22 protein-coding genes are annotated in these 23,286 nt (G+C 70.0%); 10 read left to right on the top strand and 12 right to left on the bottom strand.

Annotated elements, in window-relative coordinates:
* Positions 1 to 19: 19 nt before the first annotated feature.
* The 4 genes from AC1DXJ_RS17710 to AC1DXJ_RS17695 are packed head-to-tail and all read left to right on the top strand — an operon-like array spanning position 20 to position 3,283.
* Positions 20 to 976: a metal ABC transporter substrate-binding protein gene (locus AC1DXJ_RS17710; RefSeq protein ID WP_477637558.1), complete on the top strand. Its 957-nt coding sequence runs from the start codon at positions 20 to 22 to the stop codon at positions 974 to 976.
* Positions 973 to 1,806: a metal ABC transporter ATP-binding protein gene (locus AC1DXJ_RS17705; protein ID WP_477637557.1), complete on the top strand. Its 834-nt coding sequence runs from the start codon at positions 973 to 975 to the stop codon at positions 1,804 to 1,806. The genes AC1DXJ_RS17710 and AC1DXJ_RS17705 overlap by 4 nt, the downstream gene beginning before the upstream one ends.
* Positions 1,803 to 2,867 carry a metal ABC transporter permease gene (locus tag AC1DXJ_RS17700; protein ID WP_477612569.1) on the top strand — a complete coding sequence of 355 codons (1,065 nt, stop codon included), beginning with the start codon at positions 1,803 to 1,805 and terminating at the stop codon, positions 2,865 to 2,867. The genes AC1DXJ_RS17705 and AC1DXJ_RS17700 overlap by 4 nt, the downstream gene beginning before the upstream one ends.
* Entirely contained in the window at positions 2,864 to 3,283 is a 420-nt protein-coding gene (locus AC1DXJ_RS17695; RefSeq protein WP_477612568.1) for a Fur family transcriptional regulator, read from the top strand. The genes AC1DXJ_RS17700 and AC1DXJ_RS17695 overlap by 4 nt, the downstream gene beginning before the upstream one ends.
* A gap of 27 nt (positions 3,284 to 3,310) precedes the next feature.
* On the opposite strand, the gene AC1DXJ_RS17690 is transcribed toward AC1DXJ_RS17695, so the two are convergent.
* The 3 genes from AC1DXJ_RS17690 to AC1DXJ_RS17680 are packed head-to-tail and all read right to left on the bottom strand — an operon-like array spanning position 3,311 to position 5,108.
* On the bottom strand, positions 3,311 to 4,093 hold the full coding sequence (locus AC1DXJ_RS17690) for an isoprenyl transferase (protein WP_477612567.1): 783 nt from the start codon (positions 4,091 to 4,093) through the stop codon (positions 3,311 to 3,313).
* Positions 4,090 to 4,926, bottom strand: coding sequence for a DNA repair protein RecO (gene recO / locus AC1DXJ_RS17685; protein ID WP_477612566.1), 837 nt, complete (start codon positions 4,924 to 4,926; stop codon positions 4,090 to 4,092). The genes AC1DXJ_RS17690 and recO overlap by 4 nt, the downstream gene beginning before the upstream one ends.
* Positions 4,927 to 4,979: 53 nt before the next feature.
* Complete coding sequence (locus tag AC1DXJ_RS17680; protein ID WP_477612565.1) at positions 4,980 to 5,108, bottom strand: hypothetical protein; 129 nt, start codon at positions 5,106 to 5,108, stop codon at positions 4,980 to 4,982.
* A gap of 114 nt (positions 5,109 to 5,222) precedes the next feature.
* Between AC1DXJ_RS17680 and AC1DXJ_RS17675 the strand changes: the two genes are divergently transcribed.
* Positions 5,223 to 5,852, top strand: a complete 630-nt coding sequence (locus AC1DXJ_RS17675) for an alpha-ketoglutarate-dependent dioxygenase AlkB (protein ID WP_477631969.1) — start codon at positions 5,223 to 5,225, stop codon at positions 5,850 to 5,852.
* A 170-nt stretch (positions 5,853 to 6,022) separates the two neighbouring features.
* Positions 6,023 to 7,510, top strand: coding sequence for a hypothetical protein (locus AC1DXJ_RS17670; RefSeq protein ID WP_477612564.1), 1,488 nt, complete (start codon positions 6,023 to 6,025; stop codon positions 7,508 to 7,510).
* Between the two features lie 63 nt (positions 7,511 to 7,573).
* Here AC1DXJ_RS17670 and leuA read toward each other — a convergent pair whose 3' ends face one another.
* Positions 7,574 to 9,319, bottom strand: coding sequence for a 2-isopropylmalate synthase (leuA, locus tag AC1DXJ_RS17665; protein ID WP_477612563.1), 1,746 nt, complete (start codon positions 9,317 to 9,319; stop codon positions 7,574 to 7,576).
* A 222-nt stretch (positions 9,320 to 9,541) separates the two neighbouring features.
* Here leuA and AC1DXJ_RS17660 point away from each other — a divergent pair, with 222 nt between their 5' ends.
* Positions 9,542 to 10,354 (top strand): hypothetical protein, encoded by an 813-nt coding sequence (locus AC1DXJ_RS17660; protein WP_477612562.1) that lies wholly within the window; start codon positions 9,542 to 9,544, stop codon positions 10,352 to 10,354.
* Here the strand turns inward: AC1DXJ_RS17660 and AC1DXJ_RS17655 are convergent.
* Genes AC1DXJ_RS17655 through AC1DXJ_RS17640 form a run of 4 tightly spaced genes read right to left on the bottom strand, consistent with a single transcriptional unit; the run spans position 10,333 to position 13,973 of the window.
* Positions 10,333 to 11,352, bottom strand: a complete 1,020-nt coding sequence (locus tag AC1DXJ_RS17655) for a 1-aminocyclopropane-1-carboxylate deaminase (protein ID WP_477612561.1) — start codon at positions 11,350 to 11,352, stop codon at positions 10,333 to 10,335. The genes AC1DXJ_RS17660 and AC1DXJ_RS17655 overlap by 22 nt on opposite strands.
* A 40-nt stretch (positions 11,353 to 11,392) precedes the next feature.
* Positions 11,393 to 12,046, bottom strand: coding sequence for a GntR family transcriptional regulator (locus AC1DXJ_RS17650; protein WP_477612560.1), 654 nt, complete (start codon positions 12,044 to 12,046; stop codon positions 11,393 to 11,395).
* A 32-nt stretch (positions 12,047 to 12,078) separates the two neighbouring features.
* Positions 12,079 to 13,365 (bottom strand): MFS transporter, encoded by a 1,287-nt coding sequence (locus AC1DXJ_RS17645; RefSeq protein WP_477612559.1) that lies wholly within the window; start codon positions 13,363 to 13,365, stop codon positions 12,079 to 12,081.
* Positions 13,362 to 13,973 (bottom strand): helix-turn-helix domain-containing protein, encoded by a 612-nt coding sequence (locus tag AC1DXJ_RS17640; protein ID WP_477612558.1) that lies wholly within the window; start codon positions 13,971 to 13,973, stop codon positions 13,362 to 13,364. Before AC1DXJ_RS17640 ends, AC1DXJ_RS17645 begins: the two co-directional genes overlap by 4 nt.
* A 121-nt stretch (positions 13,974 to 14,094) precedes the next feature.
* On the opposite strand from AC1DXJ_RS17640, the gene AC1DXJ_RS17635 reads away from it, so the two are divergent.
* From AC1DXJ_RS17635 to AC1DXJ_RS17625, 3 genes are all read left to right on the top strand, one after another.
* The gene (locus AC1DXJ_RS17635) at positions 14,095 to 14,991 is read left to right on the top strand and encodes a GNAT family N-acetyltransferase (RefSeq protein WP_477612557.1); all 897 of its coding nucleotides are present in this window, start codon (positions 14,095 to 14,097) and stop codon (positions 14,989 to 14,991) included.
* 5 nt (positions 14,992 to 14,996) lie between these two features.
* Complete coding sequence (locus AC1DXJ_RS17630; RefSeq protein ID WP_477612556.1) at positions 14,997 to 15,641, top strand: GNAT family N-acetyltransferase; 645 nt, start codon at positions 14,997 to 14,999, stop codon at positions 15,639 to 15,641.
* Positions 15,642 to 15,782: 141 nt separating this feature from the next.
* Positions 15,783 to 17,774 carry an acyl-CoA dehydrogenase family protein gene (locus tag AC1DXJ_RS17625; RefSeq protein ID WP_477637556.1) on the top strand — a complete coding sequence of 664 codons (1,992 nt, stop codon included), beginning with the start codon at positions 15,783 to 15,785 and terminating at the stop codon, positions 17,772 to 17,774.
* Positions 17,775 to 17,846: 72 nt separating this feature from the next.
* Here AC1DXJ_RS17625 and AC1DXJ_RS17620 read toward each other — a convergent pair whose 3' ends face one another.
* The 4 genes from AC1DXJ_RS17620 to AC1DXJ_RS17605 all read right to left on the bottom strand — a co-directional run bounded on the left by AC1DXJ_RS17620 (position 17,847) and on the right by AC1DXJ_RS17605 (position 23,282).
* Positions 17,847 to 18,881 carry an aspartate-semialdehyde dehydrogenase gene (locus tag AC1DXJ_RS17620; protein ID WP_477637555.1) on the bottom strand — a complete coding sequence of 345 codons (1,035 nt, stop codon included), beginning with the start codon at positions 18,879 to 18,881 and terminating at the stop codon, positions 17,847 to 17,849.
* Positions 18,882 to 18,925: 44 nt separating this feature from the next.
* Positions 18,926 to 20,623: a BCCT family transporter gene (locus AC1DXJ_RS17615; RefSeq protein ID WP_477637568.1), complete on the bottom strand. Its 1,698-nt coding sequence runs from the start codon at positions 20,621 to 20,623 to the stop codon at positions 18,926 to 18,928.
* Between the two features lie 356 nt (positions 20,624 to 20,979).
* On the bottom strand, positions 20,980 to 21,963 hold the full coding sequence (era, locus tag AC1DXJ_RS17610) for a GTPase Era (protein WP_477631966.1): 984 nt from the start codon (positions 21,961 to 21,963) through the stop codon (positions 20,980 to 20,982).
* Positions 21,960 to 23,282, bottom strand: coding sequence for a hemolysin family protein (locus tag AC1DXJ_RS17605; RefSeq protein WP_477612552.1), 1,323 nt, complete (start codon positions 23,280 to 23,282; stop codon positions 21,960 to 21,962). The genes era and AC1DXJ_RS17605 overlap by 4 nt, the downstream gene beginning before the upstream one ends.
* Between the last annotated feature and the right edge of the window lie 4 nt (positions 23,283 to 23,286).

Below are 23,286 nucleotides of genomic sequence, written 5' to 3'. Positions count from 1 at the left end.
TCAGATGAGAATGATTGTCATGATGCTTCGCCCCCTCGGTCTGGTCGCAGGCCTCTTGTCCATCGCCATGGTCTCCGCCTGCGGTGGGGCCGGGGGGCGCGGCGCCGACGACGGTCGACTGGGTGTCGTGGCCGCCTTCTACCCCCTGGAGTACGCCGTGTCCCAGATCGGGGGCAGCCACGTGGTCGTCACAGGCCTGACCAAGCCCGGCGCCGAGCCGCACGACCTCGAGCTCAGCCCGCGGCAGGTCGCGAAGGTCGCGGAGGCGGACGTCGTGGTCTACGAGAAGCACTTCCAGCCCGCTGTCGACGCCGCCGTCGAGGGGCAGGCACGCGACACGGCTCTCGACGTCTCCCCTGCCGCCCGGCTCGACCTGGTCGCGGTCGAGGACGGTCACGACCACGGTGGCGAGACGCAGGAGGAACACGCCGGGCACGCAGCCGACGCGTCAAGCCCTCGCGACCCGCACTTCTGGCTCGACCCCATGCGCTACGCCGACGTCGGCGACGCGATCGCCGCGGAGCTGGCGGCACGAGACAAGGCCAACGCCGCGGCATACCAGGCGAATGCGAAGGCGTTCCGAGCGGCGATGACCACCCTGGACGCCGAGTTCCGGACCGGCTTGAAAAGCTGCGCCAACCACGAGCTCGTCACCTCGCACGCTGCCTTCGGCTACCTCTCCGAGTCCTACGGCTTCCACCAGGAGTCGATCACGGGCCTGACCCCCGACGCCGAACCGAGCCCAGCTGCCATGGCGGTGCTGACCAGGCACATCCGCGAGACCGGCGCGAGCACCGTATATGCCGAGACGCTCGTGAGCGAGGACGTCGCCAAGACACTGGCCCGGGAGACCGGTGCGAGACTGGCCGTGCTCGACCCGATCGAGGGCATCACCAGCGCCTCGGCCGGTCGCGACTACCCCGCGGTGATGCGGGCCAACCTCGGGATCCTGCGCGCGGGACAGGAGTGTTCATGACCACCACGGACGTGCCACCGATCATCGAGCTGCGGCGCGCGAGCTTCGGCTACGCCGACCAGCCGGTCGTCACCGGCGCCACCCTGACGGTCCGTCCCGGAGAGGTGGTGGCAGTCCTCGGGCCGAACGGGTCCGGCAAGTCGACCCTGGTCCGCGGTCTGCTCGGCCTCAACGACCACCTCGGTGGCGACGTGGAGCTGTTCGGCCAGCCGCGTGAGTCCTTCTCGGACTTCGCCCGGCTCGGTTACGTGCCCCAACGGCACACCCTCTCGGCGTCCGTGCGAGCCACCGTCACCGAGATCGTCGCGGTCGGACGACTGCCCCACCACCGCTGGTGGCGACCGGTCATCAGGACGGCGCAGGACGCCGCCATCATCGACCGCGCCCTCGACGTCGTCGGGCTGAACGACCGTGCGCACGCCGACGTGGCAACCCTGTCGGGCGGCCAGCAGCGCMGCGTCCTCATCGCCCGGGCGCTGGCGTCCAACCCCGACGTCCTGCTGATGGACGAGCCGACTGCCGGGGTGGACGCCGCCAACCAGCAGGTGCTGTCGGCGGTGCTGGCCCGGCTCGCCGGACGCGGCACCACGATGGTCATCGTCACCCACGAGCTCGCCGCCCTCGCCGACATCGTCACCCGGATCGTGGTCGTGCAAGCCGGGCGGATCGCCTTCGACGGGTCGCGTGACGAGTTCGCTGCCCGGACAGGCGAGTTCGCGTCGTCCGCCGACAACCACCACCACGAGGACGAGGACCGCATGACCACCTCGAGACTGCCCGGCGCCCCATCAGCCGGCCCCCTCGACCCGCGCGGAGGTGTGCGTTCATGAGTGAGCTGCTGTCCCTCGACTTCATGCGGCAGGCCCTCATCGCCGCCGTCCTGGTCGGTGTCGCCGCGCCCCTCGTCGGGGTCTTCCTCGTCCAGCGCCGGCTGTCCCTCATCGGTGACGGCATGGGTCACGTCGCCCTCGCCGGTGTCGCGGTCGGCGTGCTCACCGGCCAGGCCCCGGTCGTCACTGCCCTGGTGGCTGCCGTTGCCGCGGCGGTCGCGATCGAGGTGATCCGCGGGCGGGGCCGGACCAGTGGCGACATCGCCCTCGCCGTGATGTTCTACGGCGGTATCGCCGCCGGTGTGGTGATCATCGCGAAGTCGCCGAGCAGCAGCCCGGCCAACCTCACGGCCTACCTGTTCGGTGCGATCACCACGGCCGACCAGCGCGACCTGTGGGTGTTCGCCGGACTCGCCCTCGTGGTGCTCTTCGCGACCTGGCTGCTCCGGCCGTGGCTGTTCGCCGTCGCCAACGACGAGGAGTACGCCCGGGCCAGCGGGCTTCCCGTCACCGGCCTCAACATCGCCCTGGCCGTGCTCACAGCGGTGACGGTCGTGGTGTCGATGCGCGTGGTCGGGCTGCTGCTCATCAGCGCCCTCATGATCATCCCCAACGCGACCGCCCAGCTGCTGGGGCGCAGCTTCCGCGCATCCACGCGATGGGCGGTGCTCGTGGGCGTCGTGTCCAGTGTCGGCGGGGTGATCATGTCGTTCTACGCCGAAACCCCTTCCGGCGGAACGATCGTGCTGCTGGCCATCGGGTTCTTCGTGGTGGCCGCCACCGGCACGGCGGCAGTCGCCAGGGCGCGGGCCCACCAGCACCGAAGAGCCGAGCGCCACGACCACGAGCACGGTCCCGAGTGCGGCCACCCCGCAGTCGCCCACGGCGACCACGTCGACTACGTCCACGACGGGCACCGGCACGCTCCGCACGAGGGTCACTACGACGAGCACGACCCCGCCAGGCACGAGGCGATCAGCCACCACCACGACGGCAGCTCACCCGACGGCAGTCCGCACGACGGCAGTCATGAGGCCGAGAAGGAGAAGGCACCACAATGACCGGAGTCCAGGAACGGCATACCACCGAGGGCGCCCGGCGCCCCACCCGCCAGCGAGCCGCTGTCACTGCCGTCCTGGCCGAGACCGGCGAGTTCCGCTCTGCGCAGGAGCTGCACGCCCTGCTGCGCGAGGGCGGGGACAAGGTCGGGCTCGCCACCGTCTACCGCAACCTCCAGGCGATGGCCGCCGAGGGCGAGATCGACATGTTGCGCACCGACGAGGGCGAAGCCGTCTACCGCGCCTGCTCGACCGGCCACCACCACCACCTGGTCTGCCGCGAGTGCGGCCGGACCGTCGAGGTCGAGGGTGCGGCCGTCGAGGCATGGGCGGCTCGGGTCAGTGCGGAGCACGGGTTCACCGAGGTGCGCCACACGCTGGAGATCTTCGGCACCTGCGCCACCTGCGCCTCGTCCTGACCGCTGCTGGCGGTGGGAGGCCCCTCCTCAGGTCGTGGAAAGGTCGACTGCCCCGCCGTAGCGTCGATCACGCTCGGCGTAGGTCTGGATGGCCGCCCACAGGTGGCGCCGGTCGTAGTCGGGCCACAGCGTGTCCTGGAAGACCATCTCGGCGTAGGCGCTCTGCCACAGCAGGAAGTTGCTGGTCCGCTGCTCCCCCGAGCTGCGCACGAACAGGTCGACGTCCGGCATGTCGGCCTCGGGCAGGTGCCGCGCGATCGTCTTCTCGTCGATCGATCCCGGCTTGAGCTTGCCGCGCTGCACCTGCTCGGCGATCCGCTGCACCGCGTCGGCGATCTCCGCACGCCCGCCGTAGTTGACGCAGAAGTACAGGGTCAGCCCGGTGTTGTGCCTGGTCAGCTCCTGGGCGATCTCGAGCTCCTTGATGACCGAGCCCCACAGGCGCGGCCGCCGACCGACCCACCGCATGCGGACGCCCCACTCGTGCAGCTGGTCGCGACGGCGCCGGATCACGTCGCGGTTGAAGCCCATGAGGAAACGCACCTCGTCGGGGCTGCGCTTCCAGTTCTCGGTGGAGAAGGCGTACGCCGACAGGTGGGTCACACCGGCCTCGATCGCACCGGCCGTCACGTCGAGCAGGGCCGCCTCTCCGGCTTCGTGGCCCTTGGTGCGGGGCAGGCCTCGCTGGTTGGCCCAGCGTCCGTTGCCGTCCATGACGATCGCGACGTGGCGTGGCACGAGCTCGGCGGGCAGCGACGGTGGCTGGGCGCCGCTCGGGTGGGCGAACGGCCGGGGGTATGCCGTGCTCACGCCTTGGCCACCTGGGCGGCGGCGTGTGCCGCCTCGACCTTCTCCACCACGCTGAGCGGTGCGGGCGACCACGTCACGCGGGAGTCGAGCCGGGGCTGGTCGGGGTCACGTCGGTCCACGAGGCGCAACGATCGCACACCCCGCTCGAGGTGCCACTGGAGGAAGGCGCTGGCCAGGGTGCTGCCCTCCCGGCGGTGTCGCCCCTGCGACGCGTCGGCGATGACCCAGTCCCCGGCCAGCAGGGCGGCCAAGAGTGCGAGCGTCTCGGGCGCGGGCGCAGCAGACCCGACCGGACGGCATACGGGGCAGACAGTGCCACCCGAGGCGAGGTTGAACGCGCGGTGCGGCCCCTCGGCGCCGCAGCGTGCACAGTCGTGGAAGCTCGGCGCCCAGCCGGCCACGGCGAGCGCGCGAAGCAGGTAGGCGTCGAGGACCAGGCCGGGGTCGTGCAGTCCCTCGGCCATCGAGCGCAGCGCGCCCTGGAGCAGGAGGTACTGCTGGAGGTTGGGTTCGCGCTCCTCGGTGAGCCGGTCGGCGGTCTCGAGCATCGCGGCCGCGGCGGTGTAGGTCGTGTAGTCCCGCGCCAGCACGTCACCCCAGGAGGCCAGCGTCTCGGCCTGGGTCACGGTGTCGAGGTTGCGGCCCTCGTAGCACTGGACGTCCACCATCATCGCCGGTTCGAGCCGCGCCCCGAAGCGGCTCTTGGTGCGACGGACGCCCTTGCCGACGACGCGGACCTTGCCCAGGGTGCGCGTGAGCAGGGTGACGATGCGGTCGGCCTCACCCAGCTTCTGGGTGCGCAGGACGATCCCTTCGTCGCGGTAGAGCGGCATGCCTCCATTGTCGCAAGTCCCGGGCCCGAAGCTCGTCTGCCGTGCCGCGCGGCTCAGAGACCGAAGCCGTAAACCGCCACGACGACGATCAGGACCAGCAGCACCACTGCGACCAGCCCCACCCACAAACCACACGCCAGTCCGCTGGCCAGCTTGTCGTCGCCGGTGTCCCTCTCCGCCATGGGACGACGGTAGCGCCACCCGGCAGCACCACTTGGAGAACCGCTTGGAGTTACCGAGCCCGACAGACGCGCAAAGGCTAGAACACCTGTTCGAAGATGGGTTATCGTGGGGGCATGTCCATGGCCTTCCAGGGCTCGCTCCTCGACACCGCTGACGAGATCGAGCTGCACCCGTTGTCGGGGGGCCTGACGCGCACGGAGCTGTCGCGCGGCGCGTGGGTCGACTACCGACCGGGCTGGCTCGCCGGCGCCGACACGCTGTTCGAGTCCCTGCACCGCGAGGTGCCGTGGCACGCGGAGCGCCGCGAGATGTACGAGCGGATGGTGGATGTTCCCCGACTGCTGAAGTTCTACGACGAGGACGAGGCTCTCCCCCACCCGGTCCTCACGCAGGCCCGCGACGCCCTGTCCCGGTGGTATGCCGCGGAGCTCGGCGAGCCCTTCGTGACCGCCGGGATGTGTCTCTACCGCGACGGCCGCGACTCCGTCGCGTGGCACGGCGACCGGATAGGCCGCGCCAAGGACCTGGACACCATGGTCGCGATCCTGTCGATCGGCTCGGCCCGCACCCTGGCCCTGCGGCCACGGGGTGGCGGGGAGTCGAGGGGCTTCTCCCTCGGCCACGGCGACCTGGTGGTCATGGGTGGCTCGTGCCAGCGCACGTGGGACCACGCGATCCCCAAGACCACCAAGGCGGTCGGTCCGCGCATCTCGATCCAGTTCCGCCCCCGCGGCGTCCGCTGACCCGCCGATCCCGCGGCACGCGACGACCGAGCCGGTCCGCCGGCGCCAAGCGGCCGCCCCTCGGCGTTTGTGCAGGTCAGGGCAGATTGGGGGTTGCCAAACTTGGTGGGGATGGGTCATCCTTCCGGGCACGAGTCAGTGTCGACTTGTCCGCTATGGGGGGATTCCACATGCGCCTGCACCTCACCCGTCGCCCGCTCTGCGTCCTCGCCGCCCTGGTGGCCGCCCTGGTCGCTTTCGTCGGCGGCGCCGTGCCGGCCGGTGCGGCCAAACCCGTACGCGCCAGCGTCTCGATCACGAGTCCGGCGGACGGGACGTCGGGCACGGCGGTCCTCGTGCCGGTCTCGGGCAAGGCGAGCTCGCCGAACGGCACCGTGACCATGGTCGTCGACGGCGTCGAGACCGGTCAGACGCCCACCGTCGACAGCCGCGGCGCCTGGTCGACCACCGTGGGTTCCCTCCAGGTCGGCGACCACAGCATCTGCGCGCTGGTCCGGGTCGACGACGTGACGCTCGCCACCGCGTGCGTGAACCGCACCGTCCGACCTGACCCGAACGCGTTCGCCGTCGCCTGGCCCGAGCAGGGCGCGTCGGTGGCGACCCGCTTCTCCGTGAGCGGTCCATGCCAGAACGGCACCCAGGTCGCCCTCGCACTGGACGGCGGCTCCACGGCCACGGTCGACTGCAGCAACGACTTCTTCTACCAGGAGTACTACGGGGTGGCCGCCGGGTCGCACTCGCTGAGGGTGGAGGCTCGGTATGCGGGGACGAGCTTCGCCTCGGCCGACCGTTCGTTCACCGTCGTGGCGCCCCCACCGGTCGTCGTGGAGGTCACCTCCCCCGCCGACGGGTCGACCGTCGACACCGAGGCGGTCTACATCCGGGGCACGAGCAACCGTCCGGGCCAGACCGTCATCGTGTCCATCAACGGCCACGACGTCCGTGAGGCGTTCTCCGACGGCGACGGCAACTGGAACGCCTACGCCTACCTGACCTACGGGGACAACACGATCTGCGCTCGCCTCACCGACGGCGAGGGATTCACCGGTGAGGGTTGCGCCGCCGTCCGCTTCGCGATCGACCCGTCCCGCCTCACCATCGACACCCCGCAGGAGGGCAGCCTCCACAACGCGTTCGTCGACTTCTCCGGCCAGTGTGCCGAGGGCACGACCGTGCGCATCAGCGTCGACTCCGACCCGTGGGTCGCCGAGCAGAACTGCTACTACGGCAGTTACAGCGGCGGCCTGGCCTACGTCGCCGACGGCGAGCGCACCCTGACCGTGAGCATGGTCGCCTCGCAGCAGGTCGTCGCGACGAAGACCCGCACCTTCACGGTCGACACGCTCGCCCCGGCACCGCCCACCATCGTCTCGCCCACACCGGGCTCGACGATCAAGACCCGCACGGTCACCCTCTCCGGCACGACCGCCGAAGGCGGGCTCACCATCGGCGTCCTGCACTCCGACGGGGCGCCCTACACGACCACCACGTCGAGCTCCTCCGGCACGTGGTCGGTCGTCCTGGGAGAGGACTACTTCGCCCGAGCCGGTGTCCTCACCGGCAAGGCCGGCTCCGTCACCGTCCGGGCGACGGCCACCGACCCCGTGGGTAACGAGTCGGCGCCGACGAGCGCCACCTACACAACCCGCATCCGCTGACGGAGACGGCGACGGAGACGGCGACGGCATGCCGCGTGGCCCAGCCACGCGGCATACCTCAGGTCACTCGCCCGGGGCCATCCGCTCCGCACGGTTGACGGCGGACAGCACCGCGGTGAGTGACGCCTTGACGATCGAGGAGTGCAGGCCGACACCCCAGAGCACGCGGTCGCCGACAGCGCACTCGACGTAGGCGGCAGCCTTCGCGTCGCCACCTGCGGACAGCGCGTGCTCGGCGTAGTCGAGGACGCGGACGTCGACCCCGAGGGTCGACAACGCGTCGATGAACGCGGCGATCGGTCCGTTGCCGGTGCCCTCGATGGTGACCTCCACGCCGCGGTCGAGCATGGTCGCGCTGATCCGGTCGACGCCGCCCTGCTCGCTGATGAGCGAGTGGCTGACCGGCGTAAAGCGGCCCCACGTGTTGACGGCACCGTCGACCGCGGGCAGGTACTCGTCCTGGAAGATCTCCCACAGCTGGGCCGCGCTGACCTCGCCACCCTCGCTGTCGGTCTTGGCCTGGACGACCCCGCTGAACTCGATCTGGAGACGACGCGGCAGGTCGAGCTGGTGCTCGGTCTTGAGCAGGTAGGCAACCCCGCCCTTGCCCGACTGGCTGTTGACGCGGACCACGGCCTCGTAGGAACGGCCCACGTCGTGCGGGTCGATCGGCAGGTAGGGCACGCCCCACACGAGCTCGTTGATGGACTTGCCGGACGCCTTGACCTGGCGGTCCATGTCCTCGAAGCCCTTCTTGATCGCATCCTGGTGAGACCCGGAGAATGCGGTGAAGACGAGGTCCCCGCCCCAGGGATGGCGCTCGCCGACGGGCAGCTGGTTGCAGTGCTCGACGGTGCGACGGATGTCGTCGAGGTTGGAGAAGTCGATCTGCGGGTCGATGCCCTGGCTGAAGAGGTTCATGCCGAGGGTGACGAGGTCGACGTTGCCGGTGCGCTCCCCGTTGCCGAACAGGCAGCCCTCGATGCGGTCGGCGCCGGCGAGGTAGGCCAGCTCGGCCGCGGCCACGCCGGTCCCCCGGTCGTTGTGGGGGTGCAGGCTCACGACGATCGACTCGCGCCGCTCGAGGTGGCGGATCATCCACTCGATCGAGTCGGCGTAGACGTTGGGCGTGGCCATCTCGACCGTGGCCGGGAGGTTGATGATCATCTTGTGGTCCGGGGTGGGGTCGATGACGTCGGCCACCTCGTTGCAGATGCGCACCGCGAACTCGAGCTCGGTGCCGGTGTAGGACTCCGGGCTGTACTCGTAGTAGACGATCGTGTCGGGGATGGTCTCCTCGAGCTTGCGGCACAGTCGCGCTGCCTGGAGGGCGATGTCGACGATGCCGTCCTGGTCGAGCCCGAAGACCACGCGACGCTGCAGGATCGACGTCGAGTTGTAGAAGTGCACGATCGCCTGCTTGGCCCCGCGGATGGAGTCGAAGGTCCGCTCGACCAGGTGGTCGCGGCACTGGGTCAGAACCTGGATCGTCACGTCGTCGGGGATCATGTCGTCCTCGATGAGCATCCGCACGAAGTCGAAGTCGGTCTGGCTCGCCGAGGGGAAGCCGACCTCGATCTCCTTGTAGCCCATTCGCACGAGGAGCTCGAACATCCGCTTCTTGCGGTCCGGGCTCATCGGGTCGATGAGCGCCTGGTTGCCGTCGCGCAGGTCGACCGCGCACCAGCGCGGGGCACGCTCGATGACGCGCGTCGGCCACGTGCGGTCCGGCAGCTCGAAGGGGATCTGGTCCTTGAACGGCACGTACTTCGCGACCGGCATACCCGACGGCTGCTGGGGGTGGATCATGTTCTCTCGCCTCACGATTCGCTGCAGGTGGCTGTACTCAGGGTCTCAGCCGGCAACGCGAACTCCGCGACGAGGGGCGGCTGATCGGTCAGGCCCCGCCGCGGCGGCGAAGGAGGAGGCGCAAGGAACGCACGGGACGAGGGTATGCCGCGTGCCCGGCCCACGTCCAACGTCCGAACCACGTCGCCCACCATCCGGACGTTGGCCCGGTAGGTTGCCGCCATGATGATCCGACCGGACACCCTCGCGGCCATCAAGGCGGGCGACGTCGATCTGGCGTTCCGGCGCTGGGACCGTCCGCGGGTCGTCGTGGGCACCCGGCTGCGCACCCGCGTGGGCCTGCTGGAGGTGACCTCCGTCGACAAGGTGGCCCCCTCGCGCATCACTGCAGAGGAGGCCCGGCGGGCCGGCGCGAAGTCCCTCCTCGAGCTGCGCCGGATGCTGGAGGCCAAGGCCGACCGCCCGGTGTGGCGGGTCGGGCTGCGCCACGCGGGAGCCGACCCGAGGGAGCAGCTGCGCGCCACCCTGCCTGAGGCCGACGAGGTGGCCACGATCCGCGAGCGACTCGACCGGCTCGACCGCGCCTCGGGGATCGGCCCCTGGACGAGGGCGACGCTGGCGATCATCGACCGCTTCCCCACGGTCCGCGCGCCGGAGCTTGCCGCCGAGCTGGGCCGGGACACCCCCAGCTTCAAGCGTGACGTCCGCAAGCTCAAGGAGCTCGGCCTCACGGAGTCGCTCGACATCGGCTACCGGCTCTCACCCCGCGGCGCGGCCGTGGTCGACGCCGAGTCGGGTGCTCCTCGGTTGGACCGGGCCACAGCCCCCGACGGCACTCCCCTGCCTCGCATCGGCGCCCCGGCGACGCGGGCTCTGCGGGCCGAGGGGATCTGGACCCTGGAGCAGGTCAGGGACCGCAGCGAGGAAGGGCTGGCGGCGCTCCACGGCGTGGGGCCGATCGCCCTGCGCTTCCTGCGAGAGGCGCTGGCCGAACGCGGCTGGACCTTCGCCGGTCAGTCGAAGATCCCTGAGTAGGCGTTGAGGGCGGGCTGCCCGCCGAGATGTGCGTAGAGCACCGTCGAGTCCTCGGGGATCTCGCGGGACGTCACGAGGTCGACGAGGCCGGCCATCGACTTTCCCTCGTAGACGGGGTCGATGATCATGCCTTCCAGCCGGCCACTCAGCCTGATGGCGTCGACCGTTGACTCCACCGGGATGCCGTAGAGGTCGCCGGCCCAGCCTTCGAGCACCGTCACCTCGTCGTCACGGAGCGGCCGGCCGACCCCGATGAGGTCTGCGGTGTGCTGCGCTATGCGCTGCACTTGGTCGCGCGTCTTGTCGATCGTCGCCGAGGCATCGATCCCCAGCACCCGGCGAGGCCGACCGCCCCCATCCTCGAGCGCCGCGAACCCGGCGATCATGCCGGCGTGGGTCGACCCGGTCACCGTGCAGACGACGATCGTGTCGAAGAAGACCCCGAGCTCCTTCTCCTGCTCGACCACCTCGTAGGCCCAGTTGGCGAAGCCGAGCCCGCCGAGCCGGTGCTCCGACGCGCCGGCCGGGATGCCGTAGGGCTTGCCGCCCGCCTCCTCGACCTCGCGGAGGGCGTCCTCCCAGGACGAGCGGATGCCGATGTCGAAGCCGTGCGGGTCCAGGCGGGCGTCGGCGCCCATGATCCGTGACAGCAGGATGTTGCCCACCTTGTCGTTGACCGGGTCGTCCCAGTCCACCCACTTCTCCTGCACGAGGCGGCACCTGAGACCGAGGTGCGCCGCGACCGCCGCCACCTGACGCGTGTGGTTCGACTGGTACCCACCGATGGACACGAGCGTGTCTGCACCCTGGGCGAGCGCGTCCGGCACGATGTACTCGAGCTTGCGGGTCTTGTTGCCACCAAAGGCCAGTCCGCTGTTGCAGTCCTCGCGCTTGGCCCACACCTGGGCGCCACCGAGGTGCTCGGTGAGGCGCGCGAGGCGGTGCACCGGGCTCGGGCCGAAGGTGAGCGGGTAGCGCTCGAAGTCGTGGATCGACATGGCGTCTCCTGGGCTGAGAGGGCTGGCTGGGCTGAAGCGGTCAGGTGTCGAGCAGGGGTGCGAGGGTCTGCCACGTCTCGTGGGAGACCTCGGCGGCGGCCTCGCGGTCCCCCGCCTCGCACAGGTCGATGAGCCGGGCGTGCAGGGCGACCGACCCGCGGCCTGAGAGCGAACTGAAGCGCAGTCGCTCGACCCGCCGAAGGACAGGGGTGAACTGGTCGAGGACGGCCGCCAGCGCCGCATTGCCCGCTGCCGAGACCGGTATGCCGTGGAGCTCGTCATCGGCGGCGAGCGCCGCCTCGGCGTCACCAGCCTCCAGAGCCGCACGGAAGCGCGCGTTGGCGTCGCGCATGCGGTCGAGGTCGTCGGCGGTCAGCTGTCCGACGGCGTCGTGGACGGCCAACCGATGCATCTGGGCAACGACTGCCTGGGCGTCACGGGCCGCGCGGTGGTCGAGCGAAGCCACCGTGGTCGAGCGGCCGGGGAGGGAGGCGACGAGCCCGGCCTGCTGGAGGCGGAGCAGGGCCTCCCGCACCGGTGTCCGGCTCACGCCGAGCCAGACCGCCAGCTCCTGGTCGCGGAGCTGCTCGCCGGGGGCGAGGGTGCCGTCGACGATCGCGTCCCTCACCCGCCGGTAGACGTCGTCGCGGAGCAGGGCACGGGACACGGGGGTCTGGGAGGACGGTATCGGCACCCGATATATTGCATATCAAGAGGTGGTTCGCGTCAAGCCCCACTCACCTCGTGGACCGCGTCCAGCTCTTCGATGGAGGCGGTCGAGAAGACCGGAGACCACAGCAGGAACAGCACCGACAGGGAGCCACCGACCGCTGCGACCACCATGGTGGGCGCCAGCCCGATCCACTCCCCGACCAGCCCGCCGAGGACTGCGCCGAGCGGGCGGATGCCGTAGTTCACCGTGGAGAACGCACCGCTGACGCGACTGCGGACGCCGTCCGGGGTCACCGCCGTCATCAGGGCGTTGAGTGGGATGTCGAGGCACATCACCCCCAGAGCCGAGATGAACTCGACGAGCGCCAGGACGCCAGCCCTCGACCACGTCGGACCGTGGGCCAGAGGCAGCAGTGCGAAAGGCGCGGAGAACACGACCGCGCCGAACGCGATCGTGCGCCCGAGCCCGATCCGCCGGGCCATCGGTCCGGCGAGCACCGTGCCGAGCAGTCCTCCCGTCGCCCCGGTGCCGAGCGCGAGGCCGATCACCCCGGCCGAGAGTCCGAGCTCGCGGCTGGCGAAGAGGATCAGCAGCGCGCCGGCCATCAGGTTGAACAGGTTGATGGTCGTGGCGCACGCCAGGGACGCCCGCAGGTACGGATCTTTGAGGACCAGGCCCATGCCGTCGCGGGATCGACGCAACAGGCGGGCCTCGTTGGAGGTGTCGACCGGCAGGTCGGGCACGCGAACCCTCCCGATCAGCAACGCCGATACGGCGAAGGTGACCGCGTCGACCAGCATGGCCACCGGCGCCGTCACCGCTTGGATGAGGCCACCAGCCACCGCTGGACCCGCCACGAACGACGCCGACCGGGTGCCGCTGAGCAGGCTGTTGGCCTCGACGAACTGGTCACGCCGCACCAGTCCGACGAAGAAGCTCGGATAGGAGGTCTGGTAGAGCACCTGCCCGGCTCCTGCGAGCAGCGCCACGGCGAAGAGCTGACCCATCGTGATCACCCCGAGGAAGTGCGCGACGGGCAGGGTCAGCAGCACGACACAGCGCAGGAGGTCGGCGACGATGAGTAACCGGCGCTTGCGCGCCTGGTGGTCGACCCACGTGCCGACGAACAGCGACAGCAGGTTGGGCGTCCACACCGCCGCCGTCAGCAGGCCGACCGTGGGGGCGGTGGCGTGCAGGGCCGTGACCGCGATGAGTGGCAGCGCCAGCTCGGTGATCCGGTCGCCGAACTGCGAGATGCCCTGACCCGCCCAGTAGGTGGCGAACCGTCGGTCCCGCCACAGTGGGGCCTTGACCGCTGGGCCTGCCGTCGTCTCCTTCACGAGGTCCGCTCCGCTTCGGTGCGGCCAGCTTCGGGAAGGTCCGCTTCGGGAAGCAGGTAGCGCAGCATCCGCACGTTGCGCCCGTCCGGCACCGGCTCCCGGTCGGCCTTGCGCAGGACGAAGGGAGCGAGCAGCTGCTCGATCGCGGCCTCCACGTCAGCCAGCTCCTGCACCGTCACCACGAAGGTCGTGTTGGACAGGCCGGACGACTGGCGCCAGTCGTCCTCGAGCAGGGGCTCGACGTCCCTGGCCCACCGGCCGGGGAGGTCCTCGGCCTGCTCGAACATGACTCGGGAGAGCAGGGTCGCCGCGTCGCGCCCGGCGTCGTCGGTGGTGGGAGTGAAGCGGAAGCCTCGACCCACGGCCTCCCACCACCGCTGGCGGCCGTCGGACTCGACTGCCGCATCCTTCACCAAGCCGTGTTCGGCGAGGTGGCGAAGGTGCCAGCTCGTCACCGACGGGGTCGCGCCGACCTGAGGGGCAAGCGCGGTGGCCGTGCTCGGGCCGTCCACCTGGAGGCGGCTGAGGATCGCCAGCCGAACAGGGTGGGCGAGCGCGCGCATTCCCCGAGGGGTCAGCTCGACGTCGCCGTACGGGTTGGTGGACACCGTGGCCCCCTGACCAGAGATTGTGAGAGAGTTGTTTCGAGAGAACTCTCTCACAATCTCCTGGCACTGTCGTCCCGAAATACAGGTGCACCGGGTCCCCTCAGCCCGGCACGATTCCGCCATGGAGCTTCCCGTCGGGCTGGTGGCCCGCCCCCTCTCCCCTGCGGACGCGCACGCCGTCTTCGAGATCGTCACCGCCGCGGAGACCCATGACGTCGGTGAGGCCGCCATCGAGGTGGAGGACATCGAGGGCGACTGGGCCCGCGGCAGCTTCGACCTCGCCACGGAAGCCATCGGCATCTGGGACGGTGACCGGCTCGTGGCCTCGGGCGAGGTGTTCAAGGGGCGTCGGGCCGACGCCTCGGTGCACCCCGAGTTCCGGGGTCGCGGCATCGGCACCTGGCTCGCCGACTGGCTCGAGGACTGTGCCCGAGCCCGTGGCTCGAAGCTCGTCGGGCAGACGGTGCCCGGCGACACCAACCCTGAGGCGTTCCTCAAGGCCCGCGACTACCGGCTGGGGTGGACCTCGTGGGTGCTCCAGGTGCCTGCGGAGCGGACCATCGAGCCACAGCCACTGCCCGAGGGCTACGCCCTTCGGGAGTTCGCGGGGCCGGCCGACGGCCGCGTCGCCTTCCAGCTCATCGAGGACGCCTTCAACGAGTGGCCCGACCGCGACCCGTCGACGTTCGAGGACTGGGCGCCCCGTGGCCCGCTCCGCCCCGGGTTCGAGCCGTGGCAGATCCGGTTCGTCGTCGACCCGCAGGGCAGCGAGGTCGGGGTGTGCTACACGATTCTCGCGGGCAGCACTGGCTACGTCGACGCGATCGCGGTGCGGCGCGACCAGCGCGGCCTGGGTCTGGCGAGGGCGCTGCTCGTGGATGCTTTCGGACGCGCGAGGGACCACGGCGCCACGGTGAGCGAGCTGTCCACCGATTCGCGTACCGGCGCCCTCGGCCTGTACGAGCACGTGGGCATGCAAGTCACCCAGACCTGGCGCCACTGGATGACTGACCTCTGAGTGCCGTGCTTGCTGACCTGTGGCCCACGTTCGGCCTGACCCTGACCACTCCCCGGCTCACCCTGCACCTCCCGTCCGAGGACGAGCTCACCGCCTTGGCTGAGCTCGCTGGCGAGGGAGTGCACCGTCCGGACGAACGCCCCTTCCTCACGCCCTGGACCGAAGGCACCACTGAAGAACGAGCGAAAGCCGTTCTGAGCGGGCACTGGTACAGGTTGTCCTGCTGGGAGCAGGACAGCTGGAGCCTTGGCATGGCGATCATCGACCGAGCCGGGACAACCATGGGCATCGCGACGTTGAGGGCGCGCGACTTCCGCGTCAACCGCGAGGTCACCACGTCGTCCTGGCTCGGCCTGCGATTTCACGGGCAGGGTTTCGGCACGGAGGCTCGCACAGCCCTCTTGACCCTGGCTTTCGACCACCTGGGGGCCACCGACGCGACAACGGAGGTCTTCCAGGACAACCACGCCTCCCAAGGGGTGTCTCGCAAGCTCGGCTACCAACCCGATGGCATCTCGCGCGACCGCCGCGGCGACGAGGTGGTGGTGTCCGATCGGCTCCGGCTGACCAGCGACCGCTGGGCCGCGGTCACCAACCGAGTCCCCGTGCACGTCACCGGCCTGGACGCAGCGCGGTCGATGTTCGCGTGAGCCCGACACCCGTGTGCGGACCGGAGTGAAGCCGAGGGTTCACGTCACAGCGTGCGGTCAGGCGGACTGGCTCGGGCCTGCCTCAGCACTCGCGCGGAGGGCTACCCGCGGGTAGCGTGAGAGGCCCCCAGGAGGCGAGCCATGAGCAGTGACGTCGAGCAGGAGCGGCCGACCACGAGCGGCGCCGGCAGCAGCCAGCAACCAGTGGTGCAGGCCACCGAGCGGGAGTCGCGAGCGGTCGCCGAGGCGGCCCGGGAGTCGGACTGGGACCGCCCCAGCTTCGCCAAGGGCCTCTACCTCGGCCACTTCGACCTCGACCTCGTCCATCCGCACCCGCGTGCCACCCCCGAGGACGAGGAACGCGGCGAGGAGTTCCTGACCAGGCTGCGGGAGGTCTGCGCCGACATCGACGGGGCCCGGATCGAGCGCGAGGCGAAGATCCCCGACGACGACCTCGCCCGGCTCGCCGCCATCGGTGCCTTCGGCATGAAGATCCCCCGCGAGTACGGCGGGCTCGGCCTGACCATGTCGTCCTACGGCAAGGCCTTGATGCTGGTCGGCTCGGCGCACCCGAGCCTTGGCGCCCTCCTGTCCGCCCACCAGTCCATCGGCGTCCCCGAGCCGGTCAAGCTGGTCGGCACGCCCGAGCAGAAGCAGGCGTTCCTGCCCCGGTGCGCCGCAGGCGCCATCTCCGCGTTCCTGCTGACCGAGCCGGACGTCGGCTCGGACCCGGCCCGGATGGGCAGCACCGCCACCCCGACCGAGGACGGCACGGCATACCTGCTCGACGGGGTGAAGCTGTGGACCACCAACGGCGTCGTCGCTGAGCTGCTCGTCGTCATGGCCCGGGTGCCGGCCCACGAGGGTCACGGTGACGACCAACAGAAGGGCGGCATCACCGCCTTCGTGGTCGAGGGCAGCGCCGAAGGGATCACCGTCGAGCGACGCAACTCCTTCATGGGGCTCAAGGGCATCGAGAACGGCCTCACGCGTTTCCACCAGGTGCGCGTGCCGGCGGAGAACCGGCTCGGCAAGGAGGGCGAGGGGCTCAAGATCGCGCTCACCACCCTCAATGCCGGACGCCTGTCGATCCCGGCGATGTGCGCCGCCGCGGGCAAGTGGGCGCTGAAGATCGCGCGCGAGTGGTCGGCCGAGCGGGTCCAGTGGGGCCGTCCGGTCGGCGAGCACGGGGCCGTGGCGGAGAAGATCGCCTTCATCGCCGCGACCACCTACGGCCTCGAGTCGGTCCTGGAGCTGTCGGCCCAGCTCGCCGATGCCGGCAGCAAGGACATCCGGATCGAGGCGGCGCTGGCCAAGCTGTGGTCGAGCGAGATGGCTTGGCAGATCGCCGAAGAGCTCGTCCAGGTGCGAGGCGGTCGCGGCTACGAGACGGCGGAGTCGCTGAGGGCCCGTGGCGAACGCGCCGTCCCGGCGGAGCAGATGATGCGCGACCTGCGGATCAACCGGATCTTCGAGGGGTCGACCGAGATCATGCACCTCATCGTCGCCCGCGAGGCCGTCGACGCCCACCTCAAGGCCGCGGGCGCCCTCGCCGACAAGGACGCCTCGCTCGAGGACAAGGCCCGTGCAGCCGCGGGCGCCAGCGGCTTCTACGCGAAGTGGCTGCCGCAGCTCGTGATCGGCAAGGGCGCAACCCCCACCTCGTATGCCGAGTTCGGACCGTTGGCGACCCACCTGCGGTTCGTCGAGCGGTCCAGTCGCAAGCTGGCCCGGCAGACCTTCTACGGCATGTCGCGGTGGCAGGCGAGGATGGAGTACCGGCAGGTGTTCCTGGGCCGGGTCGTCGACATCGGTGCCGAGCTGTTCGCCATCGCGGCAGCTTGCAGCCGGGCAGAGATGTTGCGCGTGGACGACGAGGCCCGAGGACGCTCGGCCTACCAGCTGGCCGACGTGTTCTGCCAGCAGAGCCGACACCGGGTGGAGGCTCTGTTCACCGACCTGTGGTCCAACTGCGACGACGCCGACACGCGTCTGGCCAAGGGCGTGCTGGCGGGCGACTACACCTGGCTGGAGGAAGGTGTGCTCGACCAGAGCGAGGGCACTGGGCCGTGGATCGCGCCCTGGTCCCCGGGTGCCAGCGAGACCGAGTCGCTCTGGCGCGGCGTCCGCTGACAGCGTCGAAAGTGCAGGACACGCTGGGCTTACCCGCAGTCCGTCAGCGTGTCGTGCGCTCTCGACTGCGGGTCAGCGGCGCTTGAGCAGCTCCTCGGCGATCTGGACGGCGTTCAGGGCCGCACCCTTGCGCAGGTTGTCGCCGACGACGAACAGCACCAGTCCCTTGCCGGCGGGGGCGGCCTGGTCGACGCGCACGCGCCCGACGTAGACCTCGTCACGCCCGGCGGCCTCGAGCGGGTTGGGCACGTCCGTCACGACGACACCCGGCGCCTTGGCCAGCAGCTCGCGAGCGCGCTCCGGCGTGATGTCGTCGGCGAACTCGGCGTGGATGGCCAGCGAGTGACCCGTGAAGACCGGCACGCGCACGCAGGTGCCGGAGACAAGGAGGTCGGGGATGTGCAGGATCTTGCGGGACTCGTTGCGGAGCTTCTGCTCCTCGTCGGTCTCCAGCGAGCCGTCGTCCACGATCGACCCGGCGAGCGGGATGACGTTGAAGCCCACCGGCACGGCGTAGACGTTCGGTGCCGGCACCTCCACCGCGCGCCCGTCGAGGGCGAGGTCGGCAGGTGCGCCCGCGGCATACCCACCGCGCAGCTGGCCGTCGAGCTCCTGGACGCCCTTGCCACCGGATCCAGACACGGCCTGGTAGGACGCCACGGTGAGGCGAACCAGACCTGCCTCGTCGTGCAGCGGCTTGAGCACCGGCATCGCGGCCATCGTCGTGCAGTTGGGGTTGGCGACGATGCCCTTGGGGATGGTGTCGAGGTCGTCGGCGTTGACCTCGCTCACGACCAGCGGGACCTCCGGGTCCTTGCGCCAGGCCGACGAGTTGTCGACCACGATCGCCCCCGCTGCGGCGACCTTGGGGGCGAGCTCCTTGGAGGCCGCTCCCCCGTTGGAGAAGAGCGCGATGTCGATCCCGGAGAAGTCAGCCGTGGCCGAATCCTCGACGACGACCTCGCCACCGGCCCACGGCAGCGTCGTGCCTGCTGACCGCGCCGAGGCGAAGTAGCGGATCTCGTCGACCGGGAAGCCCCGCTCGGCGAGGAGTGCGCGCATGACCGAGCCGACCTGCCCGGTGGCCCCGAAGACACCAATTCTCATGGGACCAAGGATAGGTCGGCTCGGTCGTGCAGCGGTTCAGCGGCTCACGATGTGGCAGAACTTGCGTGCTCGTTGTCGGAAGTCGACCCCACGGTCACGAGATCGCCGACACCTTCGCCAGGAGCGGACTCCTCGAACGTCAGGGTGAAGTCGTCACCGTGCTCGGTCACGCCCGCCACGACAGCCTGCTCGATCGCAGCCACGGCATACGCGCGGCGGACGATGAGCGGGTCGCTGCTGAGGTCCTTGACCAGCGCGATGGCCAGCCCGATCATCACGACGAGGAACGGCAGCGCCGCCACGATGGTGATGTTCTGCAGCCCTGACAACGCGTCCTCACCGCCGACCAGCAGCATGACCGCGGCGACCGCACCAGTGGCGGCGCCCCAGAAGATGACCGTCTTGCGGCTGGGTGCGAGGGTGCCTCGCTCGGACAGCGTGCCCATGACGATGGACGCGGCATCCGCGCCGGAGACGAAGAAGATCGCGACGAGCGCCATGACGACGATCGAGGTGATCGTCGACAAGGGCATGTGCGAGAGCATCGCGAACAGCGTCCCCTCGGAGGACCCTGCACCCGCCAGGTCGGTGCCACCACGCTGCATGTCGATGCCGGCGCCACCGAAGATGGCGAACCACACCAGGGACACCAGGCTCGGGACCAGCAGGACGCCGGTCACGAACTGGCGGATGGTGCGACCCCGCGAGATGCGCGCGATGAACATGCCCACGAACGGGGTCCAGCTGACCCACCAGGCCCAGTAGAAGATCGTCCAGCCAGACAGCCACTCCTTCATGGCGGAACCGCCGGCGGCGTCGGTGCGCGCCGACATCATCGCGAGGTCCTGGAAGTAGGAGCCCACGGCCGTGGGCACGAGGTCCAGGATGAAGACAGTGGGGCCGACGACGAAGACGAAGACCGCGAGCCCGAGGGCCAGCACCATGTTGATGTTGGACAGCCACTGGATGCCCTTCGCGACGCCGGAGACGGCCGACAGGATGAAGCACACCGTGAGGACGGCGATGATGGCGACGAGGAGCATGTTGCCCGCCTTGCCGATGCCCGCGACGATCTGGAAGCCCGAACCGATCTGGAGCGCGCCGAGGCCGAGCGAGGCGGCCGAGCCGAACAGCGTCGCGAAGATCGCGAGCATGTCGATGACGCGACCGGCAGGACCGTTGGTGTGCTTCTCCCCCAGCAGCGGTGCGAATGCCGAGCTGATGAGCAGCGAACGCCCCTTGCGGAACACGCCGTAGGCGATGGCCAGGCCGACGACCGCGTAGATGGCCCACGGGTGCAGGGTCCAGTGGAACAGCGTGGTGGCCATGGCGTTCTGCACCGCCTCGGGGTTCCCGGCCGCCCCGGTGCCGGGCGGCGGCGTCACGAAGTGCGAGAGCGGCTCGGACACGCCGTAGAACATCAGGCCGATCCCCATGCCCGCGGAGAACATCATCGCGATCCAGGAGACCGTCTTGAACTCGGGCTCCTCGTCGTCACGGCCGAGGGTGATGCGCCCGTACTTGCTGGCCGCGATCCAGATGACGAAGAGCACGAAGCCCGACGCCACGAGCGAGAAGAGCCAGCCCATGTTGTGCACGACCCAGCCGAGCCCAGCCCCTGACGCCGAGCTGAGGGTGTCGGTGCTGAGGAAGCCCCACAGGACGAAGGCGACCGCGATGGCGGCGGTGACACCGAAGACGATGGTGTCGACCTTCTGTGGTTCGTCGGCCTGGTGCTCCACCACGACGGGGTCGAGGGCGGGGTGCTGGTTGTCCGGTAGGTGCTCGAGGGCGTCGTGCTCGCCGGCAGCTTCTGCCGGGGCAACGGGGCCCGTCTTGGTCAGTGTCGTGTCCACGTGGCTATGGCGCCCTCGTTGGGGAGGGCGCCGCTCCTTCGGTTCTCGTCGGTGACGTATCAGTTGCGGTTCAAAACCATTGCGGCCGACCGCCAACCCTGTCGAGAACGACCAACGATCTCAAGTCGCCGACACCACACGGGGCAAGTGCTTGAGCCAGATCCGTTGCCCTGCAACGGTTCCCAGGTATGCCGTGAGCCTCACCACACGCGGACGAGGGGATGGTCCAGAACCGGGAGCGACTAGAAGCCGAGGCGCTGGAGCTGCTTGGGGTCGCGCTGCCAGTCCTTGGCGATCTTGACGTGCAGGTCGAGGTAGACCCGCTGGCCCAGCAGCTTCTCGATGCCGATCCGGGCAGTGGTGCCGACCTCACGCAGTCGCGACCCACCGCGGCCGATGATGATGGCCTTCTGGGACGACCGTTCGACGAAGACGTTGACGCGGATGTCGAGCAACGGCTTGTCCTCCGGGCGGCCGGGGCGCAGCAACATCTCCTCGACGACCACGGCCAGCGAGTGCGGCAGCTCGTCGCGGACTCCCTCGAGGGCGGCCTCGCGGACCAGCTCGGCGATCATGACGACGTCCGGTTCGTCGGTCAGCTGTCCCACGGGGTAGAGGGGGCCCGGCGACGGCGGCAGGTAGCTCGACAGCACCTGCGCCACGTCCTCGACCTGGCGACCGTCGACGGCGGAGCAGGGCACGATCGCCGCCCAGTCCCCCAGCTGGTCGATCGCGATGAGGTGCTCGGCCAGCCGCTGTCGGTCGACCGCGTCGATCTTGGTCGCGATCGCGACGACGGGCCGGCGCCGGTCCTGCTGGATCTCCTTGAGCTCGCGGGCGATGAACCCGTCGCCAGGACCGATCTTCTGGTCGGCCGGGAGGCAGAACCCGATGACGTCGACCTCGAGCAGGGTCTCGCGCACGACGTCGTTGAGCCGCTCCCCCAGCAGGGTCCGCGGCTTGTGCAGCCCCGGGGTGTCGACCAGGACGAGCTGCGACGCCGGCGTCGAGACGATCCCTCGGATCGTGTGCCGGGTGGTCTGGGGCTTCGAGGAGGTGATCGCCACCTTCTCCCCCACGAGGGCGTTGGTCAGCGTCGACTTCCCGGCATTGGGCCGCCCGACCAGGCAGGCGAAGCCGGCGGTGTATTCCGATGGCGTGGCGTCCGATGGCGTGGCGATCGAAGGTGAAGCACCCTCGGTCGGTCCGGAACCACTCGCAGTCATGACACTCCCTCGCGCTCGGGTTCCACCGTAGTGCGCTCGCGCCCACCGTCGGCGTCCGCCTCGTCGTCGACGACCAGGGGCTGCACGATGACGCTGGCGATGCGGTGCCGACGACCGGCCATCCGCTCGGCGGTGAGGGCAAGGCCGCCCACCTCGCAGCGGGAGCCGACGATCGGGACCCGTCCGATGGACTTGCCGATGAGGCCTCCGACGGTGTCGACCTCGTCCTCCTCGATGTCGACGCCGAAGAGGTCCGCGAGGTCGTCGATGTCCATGGTGGCGGGGACGCGGAAGGTGCCGTCGCCGAGGTCCTCGACCCCGGGCGCCTCGCGGTCGTACTCGTCGGCGATCTCGCCCACGATCTCCTCGATGATGTCCTCGATCGTCACGAGGCCGGCCGTGCCGCCGTACTCGTCGACGACGAGCGCGAAGTGGCTCTGGTCGCGCTGCATCTCGCGCAGGAGGTCGTCGACCGGCTTGCTCTCGGGGACGTAGTGCATGGGTCGCATCTGCGCGGTGACCGGCAGGGTGCCCGACTCGTGGTCGGCGTTGACCCGGCGGACGACGTCCTTGAAGTAGAGCAGCCCGAGGACGTCGTCGGAACCGTCGCCCACCACGGGGATGCGGGAGAACCCGGACCTCAGGAACAGCGACATCGCCGAGCGCAGCGTCTTCTCGCCGTCGATGGTCACCATGTCGGTGCGAGGCACCATCACCTCGCGCGCCACGGTGTCACCGAGCTCGAAGACGGAGTGGATCATCTCGCGCTCTCCGGCTTCGATGACCGAGCTCTCACCCGCCAGGTCGACGAGGTCGCGCAGCTCGGACTCGCTCTGGAACGGGCCGTCGCGGTAGCCGCGCCCCGGTGTCACGGCGTTGCCGAGGGCGACCAGCACCCTGGCCACCGGCCCGAGGAAGGTGCGCAGCCCCACGATGATCGGGGAGGCAAGCAGGGCAACGGAATCCGAGTGTTGACGCCCGAGGGTGCGCGGCGAGACCCCCACCACGACGAAGGACACGAGGGCCATCATCCCGATGGCGATGAGCAGCCTGCGCCAGAACCCGTCGACCAGGTCGATGGTCCCGAGCGTGATCAGGACGGCGGTGGTCGACTCCGCCACGATGCGCAGGAACGCGGTCACGGACAGGTATGCCGCGCTGTCGGCGACGATGCGCGACAGGGCCACCGCGCCGGTGCGCTTCTCCTCGAGCAGCTCCTGGGCCCGCACCCGGGACATCCGCCACAGGGCCGCCTCGGCCGCTGAGAGGAGGAAGGCTGCAGCGATGCTGAGCAGGGCCGCGAAGACGAGTGCGGTCATCGGC

The sequence above is a fragment of the Pedococcus sp. P2_D9 genome (assembly GCF_056404275.1).
The sequence above is the reverse complement of the archived record's forward strand: the minus strand, read 5'-3'. Positions and strand labels throughout refer to the sequence as shown.

Bases quoted from the DNA above. Each gene is read 5' to 3' on its own strand.
- AC1DXJ_RS17625 (WP_477637556.1), top strand. From the start codon at position 15,783: ATGAGCAGTGACGTCGAGCAGGAGCGGCCGACCACGAGCGGCGCCGGC.
- AC1DXJ_RS17695 (WP_477612568.1), top strand. From the start codon at position 2,864: ATGACCGGAGTCCAGGAACGGCATACCACCGAGGGCGCCCGGCGCCCC.
- era (WP_477631966.1), bottom strand. From the start codon at position 21,963: ATGACTGCGAGTGGTTCCGGACCGACCGAGGGTGCTTCACCTTCGATC.
- recO (WP_477612566.1), bottom strand. From the start codon at position 4,926: ATGCCGCTCTACCGCGACGAAGGGATCGTCCTGCGCACCCAGAAGCTG.
- AC1DXJ_RS17670 (WP_477612564.1), top strand. From the start codon at position 6,023: ATGCGCCTGCACCTCACCCGTCGCCCGCTCTGCGTCCTCGCCGCCCTG.
- AC1DXJ_RS17655 (WP_477612561.1), bottom strand. From the start codon at position 11,352: ATGTCGATCCACGACTTCGAGCGCTACCCGCTCACCTTCGGCCCGAGC.
- AC1DXJ_RS17700 (WP_477612569.1), top strand. From the start codon at position 1,803: ATGAGTGAGCTGCTGTCCCTCGACTTCATGCGGCAGGCCCTCATCGCC.
- AC1DXJ_RS17635 (WP_477612557.1), top strand. From the start codon at position 14,095: ATGGAGCTTCCCGTCGGGCTGGTGGCCCGCCCCCTCTCCCCTGCGGAC.
- leuA (WP_477612563.1), bottom strand. From the start codon at position 9,319: ATGATCCACCCCCAGCAGCCGTCGGGTATGCCGGTCGCGAAGTACGTG.
- AC1DXJ_RS17660 (WP_477612562.1), top strand. From the start codon at position 9,542: ATGATGATCCGACCGGACACCCTCGCGGCCATCAAGGCGGGCGACGTC.
- AC1DXJ_RS17605 (WP_477612552.1), bottom strand. From the start codon at position 23,282: ATGACCGCACTCGTCTTCGCGGCCCTGCTCAGCATCGCTGCAGCCTTC.
- AC1DXJ_RS17680 (WP_477612565.1), bottom strand. From the start codon at position 5,108: ATGGCGGAGAGGGACACCGGCGACGACAAGCTGGCCAGCGGACTGGCG.
- AC1DXJ_RS17710 (WP_477637558.1), top strand. From the start codon at position 20: ATGATGCTTCGCCCCCTCGGTCTGGTCGCAGGCCTCTTGTCCATCGCC.
- AC1DXJ_RS17620 (WP_477637555.1), bottom strand. From the start codon at position 18,881: ATGAGAATTGGTGTCTTCGGGGCCACCGGGCAGGTCGGCTCGGTCATG.
- AC1DXJ_RS17675 (WP_477631969.1), top strand. From the start codon at position 5,223: ATGTCCATGGCCTTCCAGGGCTCGCTCCTCGACACCGCTGACGAGATC.